Here is a 22,743-nt window from a genome sequence, read left to right as displayed (position 1 = left end):
GCGATTTCCCCGAATGCGGCATCGCTGCGCCGGGTCGGGCCGACCATAAGCAGGATGCAGGACTATGGCTTGGACCAGACAGGGGCGCATGGCGCGGACGCGCGACGACGGCGGGGCAGGTCCCCGATCGCGCCAGGCTCTTTCTCGCCATCCGTCACCCCCGTCATCACCGGCTTGTCGTGCGCCGGTATTCTCATGGTATGTTTTGGTATCATGGCGAGGTGAACGGGGGGCGTCCACCCATTTTCTGGTATGATCGTCTATCCCGTTGTGCCTGCAATGGATTGGCAGGTCAGTGCGCCATGCCCAGCGCCAGCAAGCCGATGATCCAGAGCAGCAAGACGGCCGCCGCCATAATTGAGACGACCAGCGTCATCAGCAGGCCCGACACCGGACCCAGGCGATAGGCGCCGCGAATCTGGAGAAAGAGATGGACGGGAAAGGCGAGCATCAGCAGCGCCACGCCCGGCAGATGCGCCAGCTTCGTCCACAGGATCATCACGACCATCAGCAGGCTGACGAAGCTGAGCGAATAGGTGACGAACACCGCATGGTCGAACATCGCCAGCCCGCGCTTCCACAGAAAGAACAGGCGCATGAACGGCATCGACAACAGGATCAGCGCCCAGGAAAATTTGTAACCGTTCGCCTCCATCTTGAAGAGGAGGAATTCGGGATCGCGAACGGCATGGACGATCTTGGCATCCAGCGATTTCCAGCCGGTGATGACCTGCTCCTGATGTTCACCCGGACCGGAATGGGTTTCGTTTCCGGCGCCCAGCGTCATGGCGCTGGCGGTGAAGTCCATGCCTTGTTTCTGGTCGACCAGCTCCGCCCGTTCCTTGTCGAGCAGGGCGGTGTCGCGTTTGGCGGCGACGGCCGCGGCGCGATCGCGGTCGATCGCCGCGATACGCCGGTCGACCTTGGCGACCTCGGCGCGCAGCTCGGTTGCGGCCTCCTGCGTGCCGGGCGCATGGAAGGTCGCGAAGCCCCCGAGGGCCGAATAGGCGATGTACAGCAGGAAGACACTGAACAGATAGAGCGCCAGCGGGGACAGGAAACGCCGTCGCTCTCCCGCGATATAGCGACGGGTCAGTTCCCCCGGCCTGGTGACCAGCATCGCCATCGTCCGCCACACCTGTCCCTCGATATGCAGGACACCATGGCTGAAATCATGCCACCATGCGCCCAGCGTGCGGTGGATGTGCGACGACTGGCCGCAGGCGTGGCAATAATGGCCGACCAGCGCCGTGCCGCAATTCAGACAGGCCCTTGCCTCTTCCCCCCGCATTTCTTCCTCCCGCATCTTACCCCCTTGTCGATGCAAACCCCGTTGCCGTGACACGATAATTCGCGGCCCGACGCAAGGCGAAAGATCGCGGCGGCGGTCAGGCTTGCGCCGACAGGCGGGTGTCGACCAGATCGAGTTCGCGCCCCAGCCGCTGCGCCGTCTCGGACCCGATCGCCCGCGTGTTGAGCAGTTCGAACACGACCCGCCGCTCGGCCCGGATCGCGGCCAGCCGCATCCGCCTTTCGACATCCTCCAGTCGCTTGGCATCGGGATCGACATCACCCTCCAGCGTGTCGATCCGGCTGCGATAGCCGTCCATCAGGCGCGAGGCGATCTCGACATATTGGTCGGCATCGTCGCGGCCCTCGGCCATTTCGTGCTGGAGCCGCTCCAGTTCGGCGATGGCGGCCTTGGCGGCGGCGACGCGGGTATGGTCCAGTTCGCTCATGCCGTCCTGCACGGGCAGGGCGAGGCCGCGCAGCAGCAGCGGCAGGGTCAGGCTGGCGATGACCAGCGAGGACAGGATGACGCCGCACGCCAGGAAGATCACCAGGTCGCGCGCCGGAAAGGGCGTGCCGTCGCCCAGCGTCAGCGGCAGGGTCAGTGCGCCCGCCAGCGTGATCGCGCCGCGCGCGCCCGCCACCGACATGGCGGTGATGACCCGGCGCGGCGGGCTGGTCCGGCCCGGCGTCCCGCGCTGCCGGAACAGGGTCAGGCGCAGCGCGACCCAGGTCCAGGCGAAGCGCAACGCCCCCAACCCGGCGACGATCGCCAGCACATAGAGGCCCAGCCACCATAAGGAGTCATGGCCGGTCAGCATCACCGTGTCGCGCGCACCCGCGAACACCTGCGGCAACTGCTCGCCCAGCAGCACGAAGATGATGCCGTTCAGCGTGAATTGCAGCATGTCCCACACCGCCTGCCGCCGAATGCGGGTAGCGGCCTTCGCCCCCGACGAGACATTGGTGAAGGACATGGCGATACCCGCCGCCGCCGCCGCCAGCACGCCGGAGCTTTCGACATGTTCGGCGACCAGATAGGCGGCAAAGGGGATCAGCAGGCTGACCAGGATGTTCGAGCCGCTGTCGTCGCCGAACCGCCGCGCGAACAGGCTCTTGGCGGTAATCGTGCCCCAGGCGATGGCGACGCCCAGCCCGACGCCCGACACCGCCATCCACACGAAGGTCAGCCCGGCATTCGTCAGCGAAAAGGCCCCGGTCAGCGCGGCGGCGACGGCGAAGCGCAGGCAGACCAGACCCGAGGCGTCGTTCAGTAGCGACTCCCCCTCCAGGATGTGCATCATCCGCTTCGGGATCGGCACCTTCTGCGCGATGGCGGACACCGCGATCGGGTCGGTCGGCGACACCACGGCGGCCAGCGCGAAGGCGACCGCATAGGGCATGGCGGGAATCATCCAGTGGATGAACAGCCCCATGCCCAGCACCGTCAGGAACACAAGCCCCAGCGCCAGCCCCAGGATCGCCCCCGCGTCGCGAAACAACTCGTCCTTCGGAATGCGCCAGCCGTCGAGGAACAGCAGCGGCGGCACGAAGAGCAGGAAGAAGATCTCGGGGTCGAGTTCGACCCGGATCTGCGCGATCCCGCCGATCACCGCGCCGAGCGCGATCTGGACGAGCGGGCGCGGCAGCGCCGAGGGCAGCAGGCGGGATACGACCCCGCTGAACACCACGGCGAGGAGCAGGAACAGGCTGAGCGTGACGATGTCCAATCGGGGACCTTTCGGGTGCAGCGGTTGGAGTGGCCATGGCGACGAGCGGCACGACCGGCATATCAGCGACAGGCGAGGGGCAAGGCCGACACGAATCGCGCGAAGCCCGATCATGACATGTCGGGGAAGGGGCGTTCAACCCGTTAAACGGGTTTTATGGGGTGATCTGCGTGTAGCCCGCTCCTCCCCGGCACGGGGAGGGGGACCGCCGCGAAGCGGTGGTGGAGGGGGGATGGCCGCAGGGGGTGACCTCTGCGGAAGCCCCCCTCCGTCAGGCCTGCGGCCTGCCACCTCCCCTTGCAGGGGAGGAAAAAGCTCATGCCGCCGCTTTCAACTCGCGATCGATCGGGGCGAGGGCGGAAAGGAACTGCTCCGCGCTGGCCCGCCACGAGAAGCCCTGACCATAGGCGGCGCACGCGCCCCGATCGAGCGTCAGCGCCGCGGCGATGGCCCGGTCCAGCGCCTCGTCCATCACCCCGACCCCGGGGGTGAGCACATCGAGCGGCCCCTGGACCGGCAGGGCGGCGACGGGCGTTCCGCAGGCCAGCGCCTCAATCATCACCAGCCCGAACGTGTCGGTGCGGCTGGGGAAGACGAAGACGTCCGCCGCGCGGTAGATGGCAGCCAGGTCCTCGCCGAACTTCGCGCCCAGGAAGCGGACATCGGGATATTGCGCGGCCAGGCCTGCACGGGCCGGGCCGTCGCCGACCACGACCTTGGTGCCGGGGGTCTTTGTTTCGAGAAATGCCGCGATGTTCTTCTCGACTGCGACACGGCCCGCATAAAGCTGCACCGGGCCGGGCAGTTCCATGACCATCGCGTCACGCCGCCCCTCGGCGCGGAATAGGGCGGTATCGACGCCGCGTCCCCAATGCCGGTTCTGCGGCAGGCCATGCGCGGCCAATGTCGCGGCCACGCTGGGCGTCGAGGCCAGGATCGCGGTCGATGGCGCGTGGAACCAGCGGACATAGCGCCAGACGAATTCCGGGCTGACCGCCTTTACCCGTGCCGCGACATATTCGGGGAATTGCGTGTGATAGGCGGTGGTGAAGGGCAGGCCGTGCGACAGGCACCAGCGCCGCGCGAGCAGGCCCAGCGGCCCTTCGGTGGCGATATGCACGGCGTCCGGCTGAAACCCGCCCAGCGTCCGCCCGACCGCGCCGGGGACCGGCAGGGCGAGGCGGATTTCCGGATAGGTGGGGCAGGGGACCGAGGCGAAGCGATCGGGCGATAGGACGCTCACCTCATGGCCCATCGCGCGCAGTTCGGCCGATACGGATTGCAGCGTACGGACCACGCCGTTGACTTGGGGGCTCCAGGCGTCGGTGACGATCGCGATCCGCATCCGGCCTTGTCCTTTCCGATCAGGCGGCGATGGCGGCGGCGGCGATCGGCTTGCTCCGCCGCGCCTCCATCTCTTCGCCCCAGTGCAGGATTTCCATCGTGCCGTCGAAATGCTCGACCAGCGCGGTGCAGCCCTCCACCCAGTCGCCGTCATTATAATAGGTGACGCCGTTGATGTCGCGGATCTCGGCGGTGTGGATATGGCCGCATACCACCCCGTCGACCCCGCGAGCGCCTGCCGCATGGGCGACGACTTCCTCGAAATGCGAGATGAAGGCGACGGCGTTCTTCACCTTGGCCTTGGCGTGCTTGGACAGCGACCAATAGGGACGCTTCATCCACCGCCGGACGATATTGACCCAGCGGTTCACCTCCATCAGCGCGGTATAGGCGAAGTCGCCGACATGGGCGAGCCAGCGATGCGCCAGCGTGATCGCGTCGAACTCGTCGCCGTGCAGGACCAGCAGGCGGCGACCGTCCGCTGTCTCGTGGATCGCCTTGCGACAAATGGCGATGCCGCCGAAATCCATGCCGGTGAACTGGCGGAAGATCTCGTCGTGATTGCCGGGGATATAGATGACACGGGTGCCGCGCTTGGCGCGCTTCAACAGGCGCCAGACCACGTCATTGTGCGCGGCGGGCCAGTAGAATTTCTTCTTCAGCCGCCAGCCGTCGATCATGTCGCCGACCAGATACATGGTCTCGCTGTCGACATGGTCCAGAAAGTCGATCAGCATTTCGGCATTGCAGCCGCGCGTGCCGAGATGGACGTCCGAGATCCAGATGGTGCGGTAACGGCGGCGCTCGTTGCCCTCGGGCTCGGGCGTCACCGGCGCGCGGGGGATGAAGTCGAGGATGGCGGCGTTTTCGTGCAGCGAACCATCGATCGGAATGCTGGTGATCGGCATCGGCATAACCCCACGCTTGGCGTTGGGTATGTCATGCCTGTCATCTGTGACGTGCGCGTCGCAGATCGGTGACAGAGGCAAAGCAGTTTCGTGACGTGTCAAAGTCAGCGGTAAAGAAAAGCCCGCCGATCCTAAGATCGACGGGCTGTTGTCTTGCACGCCCCTCCCGCAAGCGGGAGGGGATGGGGGAGGGCCAGGAATCTCACCGAGCCCAGCGTTTGTGGCCTTCCCCTCCCCAAACCCCTCCCGCCTGCGGGAGGGGCTTAAGAAGGAGGGAGGATGGCTTAGAAGCGCACCGCGACCGAGGCGGCATAGGTCCGGCCGTTCTTGTAGAAGGCGGTCGGACGGTCGGGCGTCGCATTATACTGGTAATAGGTCTCGTCCAGCAGGTTCTGCGCGTTGACCGACAGCGTGATCTCCTTGGTCAGGTTCACACCCGCCGAGAAGTCGAGCTGACTGTACGGCGCCACCATTTCGCGCGAGCCGAGACGGCCGATCGTGCGGAAATAGCTGGAGCGGTAGTTGTAGCTCAGACGCGCCTGGAAGATCCCGCTTTCGAAATAGGGGATCACGTTGACGGTGTGGCGCGACAGATAGGGCAGGTTCAGCGCCGCGCCGGTCGTGTCGACCGACGATGTCGAGCTGTCCTGGTACGAATAATTCGCCTGGATGCCGAAGCCGCCCCAGATTTCGGTCTGGCCCGAAATCAGCGCGCCATTGACCTTCGCCTTGCCGCCGTTGATCGGCTGGTTGACGTTATACGTCGTCAGCGCACCCGCCAGCGTATTGAAATACACCGCATTGGTGCGGGTGTTGATGATATAGTTCGAGATGTCGCGACGGAACAGCTCGACCGCGACCAGCGAGCCGGCACGCGGATACCATTCCGCGGTCAGTTCGTAATTGGTCGACTCATAAGGCTTCAGGTTCGGATTGCCGCCGCCGCCGTCGCGGGTGACGTTGTTGAGCGACAGCGACGCCGCCAGGTCCTCGTAGCGCGGACGCGAGATCACCCGGGCGACCGCGCCGCGCACGATCACCTTCGGGCTGATCGAATAGGCGATGTTCACGCTGGGCAGGAACTTCAGATAGTCCGTGGTGGTGGTGGTGGGCACCGGCACCGGGTTGGGCAGGTTGCTCTGCGTCACCGCATATTGCGACTGGTCGCGGGTGTAGACCAGACGACCACCGATATTGCCGCGCAGGCCGCCCTGGTCGAAATTCGCCTGGACGTACGAGGCCATGACGGTTTCGCGCACGCGGGTGGAGGCGCCGATCTTGTTGACCAGCGGGCTGTTGATCGCCTTGGACAGGATGTCGATCACTGCCTGGTCCGGCAGGTTCAGATACTGGGTCGCATTGCCCGAACCGCCGGTGCCGTCGAACACGCCGCCCGGCGTGGCGAGCGTGGTGACGCCGAACTGGTTGGCGGTCATCGACGTGGTCATGTAGGTGTTGATGCCACGCGCATCGAGCCGGTTGACGTGATCGGTCACGCGGCTGCCCAGCAGGATCTGGGTGAACGGGCCGAACTCGACCGGAATGGTCGCGTCATAACCGCCGAAGATATCGCGGTCGGTGGTGACGCTATAGTCCAGGCCGCCGATCTGGGCGGCGCGCAGATTCTGGCCGTTGATGACGACCGGACGGCCCTCGATCGTGGCGTCGTTGTTGTTCGGGTTGGTGAAGTAGTTGGCGGGGTTGGTCGGATCGCCGACATAGTTGACCGTCGCCGACTTCGGCCCGAACGCATAGCTGAACGGCAGCTTGGTCTGCACGTTGAACAGATATTCGGGGTTGCGGCCGCCGGTCGCACGCGACCAACCGCCCGCGAAGCTGACCTTCGCGCCGTCATCGCCTTCCCAATCGGCGAAGAAGTTGAGGTTGTCGGTCTTCAGCTTCGACTTGCGGACCAGCGTGTCGAGCTGCGACGACTGGTTGGTCGCGGCACCGAAGCTGGCCGAGTTGACCACGCCGTTGCTGATATTGGCGGTCTGCAGCACATTGCCGGTCCACGCACCGGGAATGGTGTACATCGACTGGCTGTAATTGTTGTAGTTGCCGTCGATGTGCAGCCCGTTCAAGGTCAGCGTCAGGTTGGGGGCCGGGCGATACTGGATCGTGCCCGACACGCTGGCGCGTTCGCGGGTCTGCTGGAAATAGGCATAGTTGATGCCGAAGGGCGACGCGGCCTTGTACAGGTCGGCGATGGAGCCGCCGGTGATCGTCGCGTTCGGGCTCTTCAGGCTCAGCGCTCCATTGGAGCAGTTGACGAACGGGCTGTTATACGGACAGGCGGTTCCGGGCGCCGCCGCGGCTGCATTGTCATAGCCGAAGAATTCGACACCGGCGCGGGTCAGCTTCTGCTTGTCATAGGTCGCGGCGACCAGGAAACCGAAATTGTCGGCTTCATTGTGCCAGCTGTACAGGCCCGATCCGCGGATATTGCCCTTTTCCGAACGGTCGTTGTACGAATAACCGCCCGAGGCGAAGACCGAATTGGGCTTCAGGTCGAGCGGGCGACGGGTGCGCACGATGACCGTGCCGCCCAGGCTGCCTTCCTCGATACGCGGTTCCGGCGACTTGTAGACCTCGAGGCGATCGACCAGTTCGGGCGCGAGCAGCGAATAGTTGAAGGTCCGGCTGGACGGATCGTTGTCATTGCCGCCCCAGTCGGCCGAGGCCAGCGCATGGCCGTCGAGCAGCATGCGGTTCAGCGCCGGGTCGGTGCCGAGGATGGCGACCTTCTCGCCCTCACCGAAGCGGCGGTCGATGCTGACGCCCGGAATGTGCGACAGCGACTCCGCGACGTTGCGGTCGGGGAACTTGCCCACGTCCTCTGCGGTGATGACGTCGACGACGGCGTTGGCCTCGCGCTTGACGTTGATCGCGTTGCGCAGGCTGGACCGGATGCCGGTGACCACGACGTCACCCGTGTCGGCCTGGTCGCTGCCCGGTGCGGTCTGGGTCGGTGCGTCGGCGGACGGCGTCGCGGTCTGTGCAAAGGCGGTGCCCTGGATACCGGCCAGTGCGGTCGCCGTCAGGATCATGCCGCGGAAGCTCAACATGGTGAAATCCCCCAAAAATCTTTCGCCGCTCCACCGCGCGCGCTTTTATTGTTGTCTGGGGATGGCTGGTGGCGTCCTCCCCGGCCGGCTTTTTATATGATATGCCGGAACTACCAACTTGTAACCAAACTGACATTGGTCCGTAAACGGAAAAAATGTGACGTTCTCGTCATGAGACCATTGGGCTGGCGCATTGTCCGGCGTGCTGCTTAAATGACGCATCCGTGAAAGATCCGCGCGGCAGTGGTCCGGGCGGGCGGGGCAAATGGGCCGGGGGAAGTTCAAGATGGTCATGTCACCAGTCCGGGCCGGGGCGCCGCTGCTGGAGATTTGCGTCGATGACGCGGATGGCGTGGCGGCGGTCGTGGCGGCGGGAGCCGACCGGATCGAGCTTTGCGGCGCGCTGGCCCTGGGCGGGCTGACGCCCTCGGCGGCGCTGGTCGCTCATGCGGTGGAGTCCGGCGTGCCGGTGCATGCGATGGTGCGGCCCCGTGACGGCGATTTCCGCTATGACTGTGCCGATATGGCACTGGCCACCAAAGAAATTCGTCACATGGTGGCGATGGGCGTGGCGGGGGTCGTGGTCGGGGCGATGGCGGACGACCGGCGGCTGGACCTGGACGTGCTCGCTCGATGGCGGGAGGCAGCGGCCGGAGTGGCGATCGTGCTGCACCGGGCGATCGACCTGGTGGCGGACCCCGTCGAGGCGGTCGGACAGGCGGCGGCGCTGGGCTATGACCATATCCTGACGTCCGGCGGTGCGGCGACGGCCGAGCAGGGCGCGGAGGTCATCGCAAAGATGGTCGCGGCGGCCGATGGGCGCTTGTCCATCATCGCGGGATCCGGCGTCTCGGCGGACAATGTTGCGGCGCTGATCGCCCGGACCGGGGTCGATGCGGTCCACGCCTCGGCCAGCATGCGCGAGGATTGGGGGGATTCGCGGGTGCTCGACATGGGTTTTGCCATGGGGCCGAGGCGTCGGACGAGTGCCGATCGCATCGCGGCAATCCGACGGAAGATAGGGGAAGGATAAAAGCCAATGTATGCCAAATATAATACCTATTGCTCGCTTGGTTCGGCTGCGATAAGCCTGTCGATGAAGCGGGGCGTGGCATGAGCGACGCCCGGGCAAAGGGGGATGGCGCGGCCATGACATTCTCGGCGCAGGTCGGCTCCTTCCGAAAGGGGAACCCCGCGCCGTTATACCTCCAGCTCCAGCAACTGCTGCGTGATGCGATCACCAGCAATATCCTGGCCGAGGATGACGCGATCCCCGCCGAGCGCGATCTGGCGATCGAATATGACGTGTCGCGGATCACGGTGCGCAAGGCGATCGGCGGGCTGGTCGAGGAAGGGCTGCTGACGCGCAGGCGCGGCGCCGGGACCTTCGTCGCGGGTCGTGTCGAGAAGAGCTTCTCCAAACTGTCCTCCTTCTCGGAGGACATGATCGCGCGCGGTCGCACGCCGAGCAGCCAGTGGGTCAGCCGTGCGCCGGGCACCGTGACGCCGGAAGAGGCGTTGTCGCTGGGCCTGTCGCCGGGTGCGCCGGTCTATCGCTTCCAGCGTGTGCGCTTCGCCGACGAGGTGCCGATGGCGATCGAGGTGTCGACCATCGCGGGCTTTGCGCTGCCGTCGATCGAGGCGGTCGACCGGTCGCTCTATGCGGCGCTGGAGCGGACCGGCAACCGGCCGGTGCGCGCGCTCCAGCGGCTGCGCGCGGTGCCGTTCGGGGCCGATCATGCCAAGATGCTGGATGTCGATCCGGGCCATGCGGGCCTGTTGATCGAACGGCGCGGATTTCTACGCGATGGACGGGCGGTGGAATATACCCAGTCCTTCTATCGCGGCGATGCCTATGATTTCGTCGCGGAGTTAACCGATGTCTGATGTGATGACCGCCGGTAGTGCGGGGACCAGCACCCTGATGGGAGCGGAAGCGGGGGAGGCGCCGGAAGCGATCGCCCGGTTGCTCGCGCGCAATGCGCCGACCGTCAAGGCGCTGGCCGAGCGGCTGCGCGCCGCCCCGCCGCCGGTGATCATCACCATCGCCCGTGGGTCGTCGGACCATGCCGCGACCTATGGCAAATATATCCTGGAGACCAAGACCGGCGTGCCGGTGTCGTCGGCCGCGCCCTCGGTCGCGTCGATCTTCGAGACGCCGATGAAGGTGCAGGGCGCGCTGGTCATCGCCATTTCGCAGTCGGGGCGCAGCCCGGACCTGTTGGCGACGGTCGAGGCGTACCGGGCGGGCGGGGCGCATATCGTCGCCTTGGTCAATGACGAGGAGTCGCCGCTGGCGATCGGCGCGGACACCTTCCTGCCGCTGTCGGCCGGTCCCGAAAAGGCCGTCGCCGCCACCAAATCCTGCCTGACCGCGCTGGCGGGTCTGGCGCAGCTCGCCGCCGCCTGGGCAGGCGACGAGACGCTGGAGGCCGCTCTCGACGATCTGCCGGGTCAGGTCGAACAGGCGCTGGGCCTCGACTGGTCCCCGGCGGTCGAGGGGCTGCGCGAGGTCAGCCAGATGTTCGTGCTGGGTCGCGGTTACGGCTATGGCGTGGCGCAGGAAGCCGCGCTCAAGCTCAAGGAAACCTGCTCGATCCAGGCCGAGCCGTTCAGTGCCGCCGAAGTGCGCCATGGCCCGATGCGCATCGTCGAGCCGGGCTATTCGGTGCTGGGCTTCGCTACCTCCGACGTGGCGGGTGAGGATGTGAAGGCGGTCGCCGACCAGTTCGAAGTGCGCGGTGCCAAGCCGTTCGTCGCGGGGCAGGGCGGTGCGCTGCCCATGGTGACCGGGCATCCCGCGCTGGAGCCGATTGCGATGCTCGCCAGCTTCTACCGCATGGTCGAGGCGCTGGCGCTCGCCCGTGGCATGGACCCCGACTCGCCGCCGCATCTGCAGAAAGTGACCCGCACGCTATGACCCGCTTCCGTTTCGTCAACGGCCATGTCGCGACTTCGGGCGGCGTCCTGCCCGGTGCGGAAATCGTCGTTGACGGCGATCGCATCGCCTCGATCGGCGCGGTTGAGGGTTCGGCCGATACGATCGACCTGAACGGCGGCTGGGTCGTGCCCGGCTATATCGACACGCAGGTCAATGGCGGCGGCGGCGTGCTGTTCAACGACCGGCTGGACGTGGACGGCATCGCGAGTATGGCGGCGGCGCATGCCGCCTATGGCACCACCGCGATGCTGCCGACTTTGGTCAGCGAGACGCCGGACAAGATCGCCCGCGCGCTCGACGCGATCGACGAGGCGATCGAGGCGAAGGTGCCTGGCATCGTCGGCATCCATGTCGAGGGGCCGGTGCTCAACCCGGCGCGCAAGGGCATCCACGATCCGACGCGGTTCCGCGATCTGGACGACGAAATGGTCGCCGTCCTCACCCGCCCGCGCAAGGGCAAGGTCATGCTGACCATCGCGCCCGAGCGGGTGCCGGTCGCCACCATCCGCCGTCTGGCGGAGGCGGGCGTGCTGGTGAGCGCGGGCCATAGCGAAGCCAGCTACGAACAGGCGGTCGAGGCGTTCGGCGCGGGCGTCGTCGGCGTCACGCACCTCTACAACGCGATGCCCGCCATGCAGCAGCGCGTACCGGGTCTGGCGGGCGCGACGCTGGACGATCCGCATCCGTATAGCGGCCTCATCATCGACGGCTTCCACGTCTCCGCGCCGATGTTGCGGCTGGCGGTGAAGGCGCGGCCGTTCGAGAAGCTGATGCTCGTCACCGATGCCATGTCGTCGGTCGGCGCGGTGGAGAAGGACTTCGTCCTGCACGGCCGTCATATCGACGTGTCGGGCGGCAAGTGTACCTATGCCGACGGCACGCTGGCAGGCTCGGACCTCGACATGGGGTCGGCGGTCGCCAATGCGGTCGAGCAGCTGCGCATCACCGTCGACCAGGCGGCGGTGCTGGCCGCCACCAACCCGGCGGCGTTTCTGGGCCTGTCGCATGAGCGTGGGGCGCTGGCGACGGGATTGCGCGCCGACTGGGTGGTGCTCGACGCCGCGCTCAAGCCGGTCGAGACGCGCATTGCCTCGGCGGAGCCGGTCGCGGCATGACGGTCGCGCGCCGCGACCTTCTGCTGGGCAGTGCGGTGGTGGGGCTGGCGGGCGGCATTGCGCCGGTCCCGGCCTTCGCCGCCAGCCGCCGCCCGGCGGACGGCGCGGGCGCGCTGCCCATGCCCGAGCCGGTGGACCAGCTTCCCCCCGCTTTGCCGGTGCAGGATGCCGCGCGCGTCCTGATGGATCGCGGCTGGCTGTTCCACGAAGGCGATGTCGCGCCTGCGCCGCTCGACACGCACAACGCCACTTACCTGTCGGTCAAGGCCGGGAATGCACGCGGCGCGGCGGCGGTCGATTATGACGACAGCGACTGGCAGGCGGTCGACCTGCCGCACGACTGGGCGTCCTTCCAGCCCTTCGTCAAGACCGCCAATGTCGCGCAAGGCTATCGCCCGCGCGGGATCGGCTGGTATCGGCGCAGCTTCCGGCTGGATCCCGCCCAGCGCGGTCGCCGGATCGAGCTGGAATTCGGTGGCATCGCGACCTTCGCGACGATCTGGGTCAATGGCAGCGTCGTTTCGCACAATTTCTCCGGTTACAACGCCGTCCGCATCGACCTGACCCCGTTCGCGCGCTTCGGGGATGAAGCCAATGTCGTCGCGGTCCGGGTGGATGCGGACGCGATGGAGGGCTGGTGGTATGAGGGTGCCGGGCTCTACCGCCATGTCTGGCTGGGCGATTATGCGCCGGTGTCGATCGCGACCGACGGCGTGCATGGCGATCCGCGCAAAGGCGCGTCCGGCTGGCATGTTCCCGTCACCGCGACGTTGACCAGCATCGTCGAGACCGACAGCCCGGTCACGGTCGAGGCGCGGCTGCTCGACCCGCAGGGCAAGGTGGTCGCGCAAGGACAGGCAAAGGCGACGGTGCCCGCGCTGGACGAAGGCAAGGCGGTGCTCGACCTGCCGGTCGCCGACCCCATGCTCTGGTCGGTCGAGCGGCCGATCCTCTACACGCTCGACGTGCGGCTGGTCCGCGACGGACAGGTGGCGGACGAGCGGCGGGTGCCGATCGGCTTCCGCACGATCCGCTTCGATGCGGCCAACGGCTTTTTCCTCAACGACCGCCCCGTCAAGCTGAAGGGCGTCTGCCTGCATCAGGATCATGCGGGCGTCGGCACTGCGATCCCCGATGCGCTGCTCGGCTGGCGGCTGGAGCGGCTGAAGGCGATGGGCTGCAATGCCATCCGGTCCAGCCACAATGCGCCGACGCCGGAACTGCTCGACTGGTGCGACCGGCTCGGCCTGCTGGTGATGAACGAGAACCGGCAGTTCAATCCCGCGCCCGAATATCGTGCGCAGCTGGAATGGCTGGTCCGGCGCGACCGCAACCACCCCAGCGTCATCCTGTGGTCGGTCTTCAACGAGGAGCCGATGCAGGGCACGCCTGCGGGCGTCGAGATGGTCAAGCGCATGGCGCACTGGGTCCGCGCGCTGGACGACAGCCGCCCGGTGACGGCGGCGATGAACGGGGCATTCTTCAATCCGATCAACGTCGCGCAGGTCGTCGATGTGACCGGGTTCAACTATTATCAGGGCGATTACGGCCGCTATCACCAGCTGAACCCGGCCAAGCCGATGACCAGCTCGGAGGATACCAGCGCCTTCATGACGCGCGGCGCGTTTGAGAGCGATCCGGCCCGCCACATCGCGTCGAGCTACGACGTCGAGGCGGCGAGCTGGGGCGATACGCATCGCGGTGCGTGGAAGAAGATCGCCGAGCGCGCCTTTGTGGCGGGCGGCTTCGTCTGGACCGGCTTCGACTATCATGGCGAGCCGACGCCCTATGAATGGCCGACCATCGCCAGCTTCTTCGGTATCATGGACCTGTGCGGCTTTCCCAAGACCGCCTTCGACATACACCGCGCCGCCTGGGTCGATGACCAGCCCGTGGTCGCGATCGCGCCGCACTGGAACTGGCCGGGTCGCGAGGGCAAGCCGACCAAGGTCCTGGTCCTGTCCAATGCCGAACGTGTCGTGCTTCGCCTGAACGGCAAGACGGTGGGCGAAGCGACGGTCGACCGGCTTATGGGCAATGAGTGGACCATACCCTACGCGCCGGGCCGGATCGAGGCGATCGCCTATCGCGGCGGGCGCGAAGTCGCGCGCGCCGCGCATGAGACGGTCGGCGCGGCCATAGCGCTGCGGCTGACCCCGGCGCGCACCGTGATGGCGGGCGATACCGAGGACGCGCAGGCGATCACGATCGATGCGGTCGACGCCAGGGGGCGTCACGTTCCGACCGCCAATCTGATGACCCGCTTCACCATCGAGGGCGGGGCGATTATCGGCGTCGGCAATGGCGATCCCAACAGCCACGAGTCCGAAAAGGGCAACCAGCGTTCGCTGTTCAACGGTCTGGCCCAGATGATTGTGCGGCCCGATACCGGGCGTGGGCGGATCGTCATCCGCGCGACGGCGGACGGGCTGAAACCGGCGACGCTGAAGCTCGACCGGCTGGGCGTGAAACCGCGTGCGCAGGTCGCGGTGATGAGCGGCGATATGGACGTGCGCGAATGGCGGCGCTCGCCGCTGCTGGCGACCAGGCCTGCGCCCGATCTCGCGCCCGCCGCGAGCGATAATAATGGCTGGGCCTTTGTCCAGGCGGGCACGCCGACCCCGGCGGAAGGGGCTGGCTGGCGTGTCTATCGTGCGGTCGTGACACCCCGGCGGGCGGTCGCGGCACGCGGCGGCGAACTGCGGCTGGCCTCGGTCGGCGGCATGGCGAGCCTGTGGGTCGATGGCCAGCTGGTCGCGGAGAAGCGCGATCCCAAACCCGGCCCCATGACCGCGCCGCTTCCGGCGGGCGCGGGCAAGCGGACCATCGCGCTGATCGTCGCGGGGATGGGCAATATCGATAGCGGCCTGCTGGGCCGGGTGACGATCGATCCGCGCTGAATGCGTCGGCGATCGCTCACGGGGAAGGAATGCAGTTTGGCGAAAGTGACGTGCGATGAGTGACCTGACCGTTTATGCGCCGCTGGCCGGCTGGGTGACGCCGCTCGCCGACGTGCCGGACCCGGTCTTCGCCGAAAAGATGCTGGGCGACGGCATGGCGATCGATCCGGTCAACGACGCGCTGTGCGCGCCCTGCGACGCGACCGTGCTGACCGTGCACGAGGCGGGCCATGCGGTCACGCTGCGCAGCACCGACGGCTATGAGCTGATCTGTCATATCGGCATCGACACCGTGTCGCTGGGCGGCAAGGGGCTGACGCCGCAGGTGAAGGCGGGCGCGAAGGTGTTGGCGGGTCAGCCGCTGATCCGCTTCGACCTCGATTATCTGGTCCAGAACGCCCCCGCCGTCGTCACGCCGATCATCGTCGCCGATGCCACCCGCTATGCCGTCGAGCCGATCGCCAAGGGGCTGGTGGCGGTCGGTGATCCGCTGTTGCGTGTCGTGCCGCTGGGCGGTGAGGCGGAGGTTGGCGACACCGGCGGCGAAACGCTGATCGAAGAAACGGTCGTCGCGCTCTCGCACGGCCTGCACGCCCGCCCCGCCGCGCGGCTGGTCGAGGCGGTGCGGCGTCACGATGCGCGCGTGACCCTGTATCATGGCGACCGCCATGCTTCGGCGCTGAGCGCGGTCGGTCTGCTGGGGCTGGGTCTGGGCCATGGTACGACGGTTCGGATCGAGGCGAGCGGGGCGCAGGCTGCCGCCGCCCTGGCCGAGGTCATTGCTTTCCTGAACGACGCCACGCCCGAGGAAACGCCGGTGGACGTGCCCGAGCCGGTACGCGGCGAGGGGCCGGGGCTGGGCGGTGTCCCCGCCGCGCCGGGCCTTGCGGTCGGGCCGATCCACCGTCTGGCCCGCGCCGCCATTCCGGTCGAGACGCTGGCGGGGACGGGCGAGGAAGAGCGCGCGCGCCTGAACGGGGCGCTCGATACGGTGCGCGAGGGGCTGGCGCAGGCCGCCGCCGCCGGTGGCGCACGTGGCGGCGTGATGGCGGCGCACGGCGCGATGCTGGCCGACCCGACGCTGACCGACGCCGCGCTGGCCGCGATAGGCCGGGGGCTGAGTGCAGGCGTGGCGTGGCAGGAAGCAATCACCGAACAGGTCGCGGTCCTGCTGTCGAGCGGCGACCGTCGTATCGCCGAGCGCGCCGACGATCTGCGCGATCTCGAACGCCATGTCCTCGCGGCACTTGCGGGCCTGCCCATTGAAGGGCCGAGCGTCCCCAAGGGTGCGATCCTGGTCGCCGAGGATCTGCTGCCCAGTCAGGTCGCCGCGCTCGACGCGGCCGTCGTGGCGGGCATCGCGCTGGTCAAGGGCGGGCCGACCTCGCACGCCGCGATTCTGGCGGCGGGCATGGGGTTGCCCATGGCGGTCGCGTTCGGTGAGCCGCTGGCCGCGCTGGAGGATGGCCGGGTGATCGTGCTCGACGCCGATCGCGGCCTGATCGATCCCGAACCCGATGCCGAGGCGCAAAGCGAGGCGCGCGACACCATCGCCCGCCGCAAGGCCGAGATGGAGGCCGCCCGCGCCGCGCAGGGACCCTGCCGCATGGCCGATGGTACCCGGATCGAGATGTTTGCCAATCTGGGCTCGGTCGCCGATGCCGAGGCGGCGGTGGCCGAGGGCGCGGAGGGCTGCGGCCTGCTGCGCACCGAATTCCTGTTCCTGGAACGCGAAACCGCGCCGACTCGTGACGAGCAGGCCCGCGATTATCAGGCGATCGCCGATGCGCTGGGCGACCGGCCGATGATCGTCCGACTGCTCGATGTCGGCGGCGACAAGCCCGCGCCCTATATGGACCTGCCCGTCGAGGAGAATCCGGCGCTGGGCCTGCGCGGCATCCGCGTGTCGCTCGCCGATCCGCAGCTGCTGGAGGATCAGGTCGGCGCCATCCTGGCGGTGCGCCAGCCGTGCCGGATCATGGCGCCGATGATCGCCAGCCTGTCCGAGCTGGAGGCGGTGCGCGCGGTCGTCGACCGGCACGGTCGCGAGGCGGAGGTCGGGGTGATGATCGAGACCCCGGCGGCCGCGATTTCCGCCGATATTCTCGCGCGTAAGGCCGACTTCTTCTCGATCGGTACGAACGATCTGACCCAATATACGCTGGCCATGGATCGCGGCAACGCGGCGGTGGCGGCGGGGGTCGACGGGCTTCATCCGGCGGTGCTTCGCCTGATCGGCACGACCTGCGACGGCGCGGCCAGGCATGACACGCCGGTCGGTGTCTGCGGCTCGCTCGCCGCCGATCGTCTGGCGGTGCCGATCCTGCTCGGCCTGGGCGTCACCGAATTGTCGGTGCCCCCGGCGCGGGTGGCGGCGATCAAGGCATTGGTCGGCAAGCTCGACATGGTGAAATGCCGCGCCGCCGCGATTGCCGCGCTGGCGCTTCCCTCGGCGGCGGCGGTCCGCGCGCACATCACGACTATGCTTCAGGAGATCGGCGCATGAGCTCGCCCATGGCCACCATCCAATCGCTCGGGCGGGCGCTCATGCTGCCCATCGCGGTGCTGCCGGTCGCGGGCCTGCTGCTGCGGCTGGGCCAGCCCGACATGCTGAACATCGCCTTCATGGCGAATGCGGGCAATGCGATCTTCGACAATCTGGGCCTGTTGTTCGCGGTCGGCGTCGCCACCGCCTTTGCCCGTGACGGCAATGGCGCGGCGGCGCTGGCGGGCGTCGCCTGCTATCTCGTCACCATCAAGGGTGCCGAAACGCTGATCGTGCCGCCCGCCGGGACCGGGGCCGGGCTGGCCAAGGATATCGCCGCGACCGTCGAGGCAGCGTGGCGGACCAAGTCGGTCCATCGTTTCGACGTGCCGGTCGGCATCGTCGCAGGGTTGATCGGCGGCAATTTCTACAACCGCTTCGCCACCATCAAGATGCCGGAATATCTGGCCTTTTTTGGTGGTCGTCGCTTCGTGCCGATCATCTCTGGCATTGCGGGCCTGGGTCTCGCTGCGCTGTTGGGCGTGGCCTTCGGTCCGGTCAATACGGGCATCGACGCCCTCAGCCAGGGCATCGTCCAGGCGGGCGGGCTGGGGCTGTTCGCCTTTGGCGTGCTGAACCGCCTGCTGGTCGTTACCGGCCTGCATCACATCCTGAACACCGTCGCCTATTTCGTGGTCGGCGATTATCAGGGCAAGACGGGCGACCTGACCCGCTTCTTCGCGGGCGATCCGACCGCGGGCGCGTTCATGAGCGGCTTCTTCCCCGTCATGATGTTCGGCCTGCCCGCCGCGTGTCTGGCCATGTATCATGAAGCGCTGCCGGAGCGGAAGAAGGCGGTCGGCGGCATGTTGTTCAGCCTGGCGCTGATGTCGTTCCTGACCGGCGTGACCGAGCCGATCGAGTTCAGCTTCATGTTCCTGGCGCCGGTCCTCTATGCCTTCCACGCTGTTCTGACCGGCCTTTCGGAAGCACTGATGAACGCGCTGGGCGTGCGGCTGGGCTATACCTTCTCGGCCGGTCTGTTCGACTATGTCATCAATTTCGGCAAGGCGACCAAGCCGCTGATGCTGCTGCCGATCGGCGCGGCCTATGCGCTGATCTATTACGGCGTGTTCCGCTTCGCGATACGCCGCTGGAACCTGCAGACGCCGGGCCGTGAACTCAAGGCGGCGGCAGAGGGCGAGGCGACCGAGATCGCGGGCGGACGCGGCGCCTCCTTCATCGCGGCGATGGGCGGCAGCGCGAACCTCAGCGAGATCGCGGCCTGCACCACCCGCCTGCGCCTGATCGTGGTCGATCCGGCCCGGGTCGACGAACCCGCGCTCAAGCGGCTTGGCGCGCGGGGTATCCTTCGTCCCTCGGCCAGCGGCGTTCAGATCGTACTGGGTCCGATTGCCGACGCCGTGGCGATGGAAATGCGCGCGGCCGTCGAATCCGGGCCGATCGCCGCCACCGCTCGTGCGGCGGCGCCGGTGACGGCTGCGCCGGTCCAGACGGTGACCGCCACGGGGCTGACCAGTCTGCCGGATATACTCGTCCGGGCGATGGGTGGCGCGGACAATATCGTTTCGGCCAGCCACCATGCCGGACGGTGGCGCGTCGTCCTTGCCGATCCAGGGCGTCAGGCCGGAACGACGCCGGACGAGGCTCGGGCGATCGCAAAGGTCGCGCCCGACATCGTCCACATCCTGGTTGATTAAATTGCTGTCATTCTGGTGTTAATCATATTGCCGCCTGAAGCGCAGCCTATATAGCCGCGCGTAACGGTTTATGAAACGGATAACGGTCGCGCTTGGACGATGACCGAGACGGAGGGAATTGTTGGTCAGCGAACCGTCAGAAGCCTTGGACGATAAGCGGCTCTACCGCGCCCCGGCGCTGGAAAAAGGGCTCGATATCTTGGAGCTGCTGGCCGCCGAGGACTTTCCCTTGACGATGAGCGCGATCGTCACCCGTCTCGGCCGGTCGACGGGAGAGCTGTTCCGCATGATCCAGGTTCTGGAACATCGCGGCTATGTCGCGCAGGGGCCGGACGGCTATGTCATGACCTCGCGCCTGTTCCATCTGGGGCTGAAGCGTCCGCCGGTGCGCAGCCTGATGGAACAGGCGTTGCCCGAGATGCGGATGCTGTCCGACCGTATCGGCCAGTCCTGCTACCTTGCCATTCCCTCCGGCGCGGCGTCGTCGGTCATCGCGCGGATGGAGGCCAATACCTCGGTCGGCTTTTCGGTGCGTGTCGGCTATCGCCGCCCCATCCATGAAACTCCGTCGGGTCATGTACTCTACGCCTTCCAGTCCGATCAGACCCGGACCGAATGGGACGACCTGTTCGATCCGCCTCTGTCGGATCAGCGTCGTGCGGAACTGATCGCGACGGCCGACGGAATTCGTGCTCAGGGCTTTGCGCGGGCGGACAGTGCCGAACTGCCCGGCATGGTCGAACTGGCCGTGCCGATCATGCGTGGGGACCGCGCCGTCGCCGTACTGACCGTACCCTTCATCCGCATCACCGATGCGACGGTGGATGTCGACCAGGCGCTGGCGACGCTGCGCGCGACGGCGACGCGCATTTCCGAACAGCTGATCGGTAACGACGCCCGTATCTGATGGCCGTATCCGGCGGCGGCCTGATCCCGACTTGTCGCGCCGCATCTTCGCGGCGATAGGGCCGCTCCCCGATTGAACAAATCCGACGAGCCGGACTTTAGAACCGATCGTCGAACCACCAACGCGTGTGATCGATCGGACAGGTACGGGGGACCATCAGTTGCTGTGGAAATATTACAAGGGATCGTTTCTGTTCACATCGCTCTGTCTGGCCATCGCGGCCTGGCTGGGCTTTCAGAGCACGGGGACGGTCCCCGGTACGCTCGGCATCCTGTGGATCGTGCTGGTTCTCGGCGTGCTGGAAGTGTCGCTGTCCTTCGACAATGCGGTCGTCAATGCGACCGTCCTGCGCGATATGGACGACAAATGGCGCCACCGCTTCCTGACCTGGGGCATCGTCATCGCCGTGTTCGGGATGCGCATCGTCTTCCCGCTGGCCATCGTCGCGATCGCCGCGCATCTGGGACCGATCGAGGCGGTGAAGCTCGCGGCGGGGGATCCGGTTCGCTACGAACAGATCATCACCTCGGCCCATGTCGGCATTTCGGGCTTTGGCGGCAGTTTCCTGGCCATGGTCGGCCTGAACTTCTTCCTCGACGACGAAAAGGAGGAGCATTGGCTGCCCGTTATCGAACGCCCGCTGGCCGCGCTGCGTGACATTTCGGGGCTGGCGACCGGCATCGTCCTGCTGGCGCTCTATGCCATTTCTCGCTTCATCCCGGCGGAAGAAGCGATGACCTTCATCATCTCGGGCATCTTCGGGCTGCTGACCTATATCGCGGTCCATGCCATTGGCGTGTTGCTGGGCAGCGACGGGGATGCCGCGACGGGGGCGGCCGCGCGATCGGGCTTTGCGGCTTTCCTGTATCTCGAAGTGCTCGACGCCAGCTTCTCGTTCGACGGGGTGATCGGCGCGTTCGCGCTGTCGAACAACCTGTTCATCATTGCGCTGGGCCTGGGCATCGGGGCGATGTTCGTCCGTTCGATGACGATCATGCTGGTCGATCACGGCACGCTCGCACAATATCGCTATCTGGAGCACGGGGCCTTCTACGCCATCGTCGCACTGGCGACGATCATGCTGTTGTCGGTGCGCTTCCACATTCCGGAGACGATCACGGGGCTGATCGGTGCGACGCTGATCGGCCTGTCCTTCTGGGCATCGGTCCGCAGCAACCGGAAGGAGCCGCAGGACCCGTCGCATGGCGGCGATCCCGTGCGCGCGGCGGGCAAGCCGATCGGCGACTGAGGCGGCGATCGTGTCGGATGCGGAACACTTTGCCCATGCGGGGGATTTCCCCTCCGAACGCTGGGCGAGGGATAGGTCATGTCGGTTTCCGCAATCGATACGCGACGGCAGCAAAGGCGCACCGACGACGGGCGGTGCCTGACGGAATTGTTCCTGAAAGGGCGGGGCCGGGACACCATGACGGCCGATGACGTCGCGATGCTGGAGGACAGTATCGAGGAGGTTCGCGCCATCCCCGCCCGCACCATCGTCATCCGTCGGGACGAGCGGGTTCGTTACAGCAGCCTGCTGCTGGAAGGCGTGATGTGCCGGTATATGGACGACCGGCAGGGCAACCGCCAGATCGTCGCCTTCCACGTCCCTGGCGATTTCGTCGACCTGCACGGCTTCGCCATGCGCCATCTGGACCATGACGTCGCCACGCTGACCCCGGTACGGGTCGCGCTGGCGGGGCATGACCGGCTGGAACGGATCGTCGCGGACTATCCCCGGCTGACCCGGTTGCTGTGGTTTTCGACGCTGCTCGACGCGGCGATGCACCGGGAATGGGTGTTCCGGCTTGGGCGGCTGGAGGCGGATGGGCGCGTCGCGCATCTGTTCTGCGAGCTTCACGCACGGCTGGCCATGGTCGATCTGGTTCGCGACGGCGTGTTCCGTTTCCCGGTGACGCAGATCGATCTGGCCGAGGCGGCGGGGATCACGCCGGTCCACCTCAATCGCGTCCTTCGCTCCCTGCGCGAGCGGGGACTGATGACCTTCCGCAGCGGTGAGGCGCACATCCTCGACCTCGACATGCTGGCGGCGCTGGCCGATTTCGATCCCGGCTATCTCTATGGCGGCGGCCCGACCCTGGAGAAGCAGGGCGCATGACCCCGCTCAGTGATCCCGGCGACCCCTATCACGGCGTCCATGACGATGCGGGCGTGGCGACCGCCGAGTGCGGGATCGTGATGCTGGACGGGCCGAATGGCGTGGCGGTGGCGATGACGCCTGCCGCCGCACGCGCCACCGGCGAAGGGCTGGTGGCGGCGGCCAGACTGGCGGAGGCGCAAGGAAGCGAGGGGTAGGTCACAAGGCTTTACCCG

Annotated in this window: 16 protein-coding genes; 11 read left to right on the top strand and 5 right to left on the bottom strand. The window is 66.9% G+C overall.

The annotated features are described in order from the left end of the window. Positions 1–292: 292 nt before the first annotated feature. The 5 genes from BSZ14_RS00530 to BSZ14_RS00510 all read right to left on the bottom strand — a co-directional run bounded on the left by BSZ14_RS00530 (position 293) and on the right by BSZ14_RS00510 (position 8,340). Positions 293–1,306, bottom strand: coding sequence for a DUF3667 domain-containing protein (locus BSZ14_RS00530; RefSeq protein ID WP_083748013.1), 1,014 nt, complete (start codon positions 1,304–1,306; stop codon positions 293–295). 82 nt (positions 1,307–1,388) lie between these two features. Next, complete coding sequence (locus BSZ14_RS00525) at positions 1,389–3,020, bottom strand: Na+/H+ antiporter (RefSeq protein WP_076709188.1); 1,632 nt, start codon at positions 3,018–3,020, stop codon at positions 1,389–1,391. A 316-nt stretch (positions 3,021–3,336) separates the two neighbouring features. Next, on the bottom strand, positions 3,337–4,365 hold the full coding sequence (locus BSZ14_RS00520) for a glycosyltransferase family 4 protein (protein ID WP_076709185.1): 1,029 nt from the start codon (positions 4,363–4,365) through the stop codon (positions 3,337–3,339). A 19-nt stretch (positions 4,366–4,384) separates the two neighbouring features. Beyond that, a complete protein-coding gene (locus BSZ14_RS00515; protein WP_089413552.1) occupies positions 4,385–5,272 on the bottom strand; it encodes a UDP-2,3-diacylglucosamine diphosphatase in 888 nt (295 codons plus the stop codon). A 284-nt stretch (positions 5,273–5,556) separates the two neighbouring features. Continuing rightward, positions 5,557–8,340 (bottom strand): TonB-dependent receptor, encoded by a 2,784-nt coding sequence (locus BSZ14_RS00510; protein WP_076709183.1) that lies wholly within the window; start codon positions 8,338–8,340, stop codon positions 5,557–5,559. Between the two features lie 286 nt (positions 8,341–8,626). Between BSZ14_RS00510 and BSZ14_RS00505 the strand changes: the two genes are divergently transcribed. From BSZ14_RS00505 to BSZ14_RS00455, 11 genes are all read left to right on the top strand, one after another. Continuing rightward, positions 8,627–9,373, top strand: a complete 747-nt coding sequence (locus tag BSZ14_RS00505) for a copper homeostasis protein CutC (RefSeq protein ID WP_083748020.1) — start codon at positions 8,627–8,629, stop codon at positions 9,371–9,373. Positions 9,374–9,489: 116 nt separating this feature from the next. Further along, positions 9,490–10,227, top strand: coding sequence for a GntR family transcriptional regulator (locus tag BSZ14_RS00500; protein WP_042483397.1), 738 nt, complete (start codon positions 9,490–9,492; stop codon positions 10,225–10,227). Beyond that, positions 10,220–11,260 (top strand): SIS domain-containing protein, encoded by a 1,041-nt coding sequence (locus tag BSZ14_RS00495; protein WP_076709180.1) that lies wholly within the window; start codon positions 10,220–10,222, stop codon positions 11,258–11,260. Before BSZ14_RS00500 ends, BSZ14_RS00495 begins: the two co-directional genes overlap by 8 nt. Further along, positions 11,257–12,396: an N-acetylglucosamine-6-phosphate deacetylase gene (gene nagA, locus BSZ14_RS00490; RefSeq protein ID WP_076709178.1), complete on the top strand. Its 1,140-nt coding sequence runs from the start codon at positions 11,257–11,259 to the stop codon at positions 12,394–12,396. The genes BSZ14_RS00495 and nagA overlap by 4 nt, the downstream gene beginning before the upstream one ends. Next, positions 12,393–15,296: a beta-galactosidase GalA gene (galA, locus tag BSZ14_RS00485; protein ID WP_076709175.1), complete on the top strand. Its 2,904-nt coding sequence runs from the start codon at positions 12,393–12,395 to the stop codon at positions 15,294–15,296. The genes nagA and galA overlap by 4 nt, the downstream gene beginning before the upstream one ends. A 55-nt stretch (positions 15,297–15,351) precedes the next feature. Beyond that, entirely contained in the window at positions 15,352–17,802 is a 2,451-nt protein-coding gene (ptsP, locus tag BSZ14_RS00480) for a phosphoenolpyruvate--protein phosphotransferase (protein WP_076709174.1), read from the top strand. Next, positions 17,799–19,502, top strand: a complete 1,704-nt coding sequence (nagE, locus tag BSZ14_RS00475) for an N-acetylglucosamine-specific PTS transporter subunit IIBC (protein ID WP_198930420.1) — start codon at positions 17,799–17,801, stop codon at positions 19,500–19,502. The genes ptsP and nagE overlap by 4 nt, the downstream gene beginning before the upstream one ends. A gap of 145 nt (positions 19,503–19,647) precedes the next feature. Next, on the top strand, positions 19,648–20,409 hold the full coding sequence (locus BSZ14_RS00470) for an IclR family transcriptional regulator (RefSeq protein ID WP_241823574.1): 762 nt from the start codon (positions 19,648–19,650) through the stop codon (positions 20,407–20,409). Positions 20,410–20,572: 163 nt separating this feature from the next. After that, entirely contained in the window at positions 20,573–21,658 is a 1,086-nt protein-coding gene (locus tag BSZ14_RS00465; RefSeq protein ID WP_076709328.1) for a DUF475 domain-containing protein, read from the top strand. Positions 21,659–21,736: 78 nt separating this feature from the next. Further along, positions 21,737–22,528, top strand: coding sequence for a Crp/Fnr family transcriptional regulator (locus BSZ14_RS00460; protein ID WP_083748012.1), 792 nt, complete (start codon positions 21,737–21,739; stop codon positions 22,526–22,528). After that, positions 22,525–22,725: a hypothetical protein gene (locus BSZ14_RS00455; RefSeq protein ID WP_076709171.1), complete on the top strand. Its 201-nt coding sequence runs from the start codon at positions 22,525–22,527 to the stop codon at positions 22,723–22,725. Before BSZ14_RS00460 ends, BSZ14_RS00455 begins: the two co-directional genes overlap by 4 nt. Positions 22,726–22,743: the final 18 nt, after the last annotated feature.

It is taken from the genome of Sphingomonas sp. Sph1(2015), from assembly GCF_001970915.1.
GTDB classification, from domain to species: domain Bacteria; phylum Pseudomonadota; class Alphaproteobacteria; order Sphingomonadales; family Sphingomonadaceae; genus Sphingomonas; species Sphingomonas parapaucimobilis.
Note: the sequence above shows the minus strand (reverse complement) of the source record. Positions and strands in the feature narration are given on the sequence as shown.

Bases quoted from the DNA above. Each gene is read 5' to 3' on its own strand.
- BSZ14_RS00530 (WP_083748013.1), bottom strand. From the start codon at position 1,306: ATGCGGGAGGAAGAAATGCGGGGGGAAGAGGCAAGGGCCTGTCTGAAT.
- BSZ14_RS00520 (WP_076709185.1), bottom strand. From the start codon at position 4,365: ATGCGGATCGCGATCGTCACCGACGCCTGGAGCCCCCAAGTCAACGGC.
- BSZ14_RS00515 (WP_089413552.1), bottom strand. From the start codon at position 5,272: ATGCCGATCACCAGCATTCCGATCGATGGTTCGCTGCACGAAAACGCC.
- BSZ14_RS00510 (WP_076709183.1), bottom strand. From the start codon at position 8,340: ATGTTGAGCTTCCGCGGCATGATCCTGACGGCGACCGCACTGGCCGGT.
- BSZ14_RS00505 (WP_083748020.1), top strand. From the start codon at position 8,627: ATGGTCATGTCACCAGTCCGGGCCGGGGCGCCGCTGCTGGAGATTTGC.
- BSZ14_RS00500 (WP_042483397.1), top strand. From the start codon at position 9,490: ATGACATTCTCGGCGCAGGTCGGCTCCTTCCGAAAGGGGAACCCCGCG.
- BSZ14_RS00495 (WP_076709180.1), top strand. From the start codon at position 10,220: ATGTCTGATGTGATGACCGCCGGTAGTGCGGGGACCAGCACCCTGATG.
- nagA (WP_076709178.1), top strand. From the start codon at position 11,257: ATGACCCGCTTCCGTTTCGTCAACGGCCATGTCGCGACTTCGGGCGGC.
- galA (WP_076709175.1), top strand. From the start codon at position 12,393: ATGACGGTCGCGCGCCGCGACCTTCTGCTGGGCAGTGCGGTGGTGGGG.
- ptsP (WP_076709174.1), top strand. From the start codon at position 15,352: ATGAGTGACCTGACCGTTTATGCGCCGCTGGCCGGCTGGGTGACGCCG.
- nagE (WP_198930420.1), top strand. From the start codon at position 17,799: ATGAGCTCGCCCATGGCCACCATCCAATCGCTCGGGCGGGCGCTCATG.
- BSZ14_RS00460 (WP_083748012.1), top strand. From the start codon at position 21,737: ATGTCGGTTTCCGCAATCGATACGCGACGGCAGCAAAGGCGCACCGAC.
- BSZ14_RS00455 (WP_076709171.1), top strand. From the start codon at position 22,525: ATGACCCCGCTCAGTGATCCCGGCGACCCCTATCACGGCGTCCATGAC.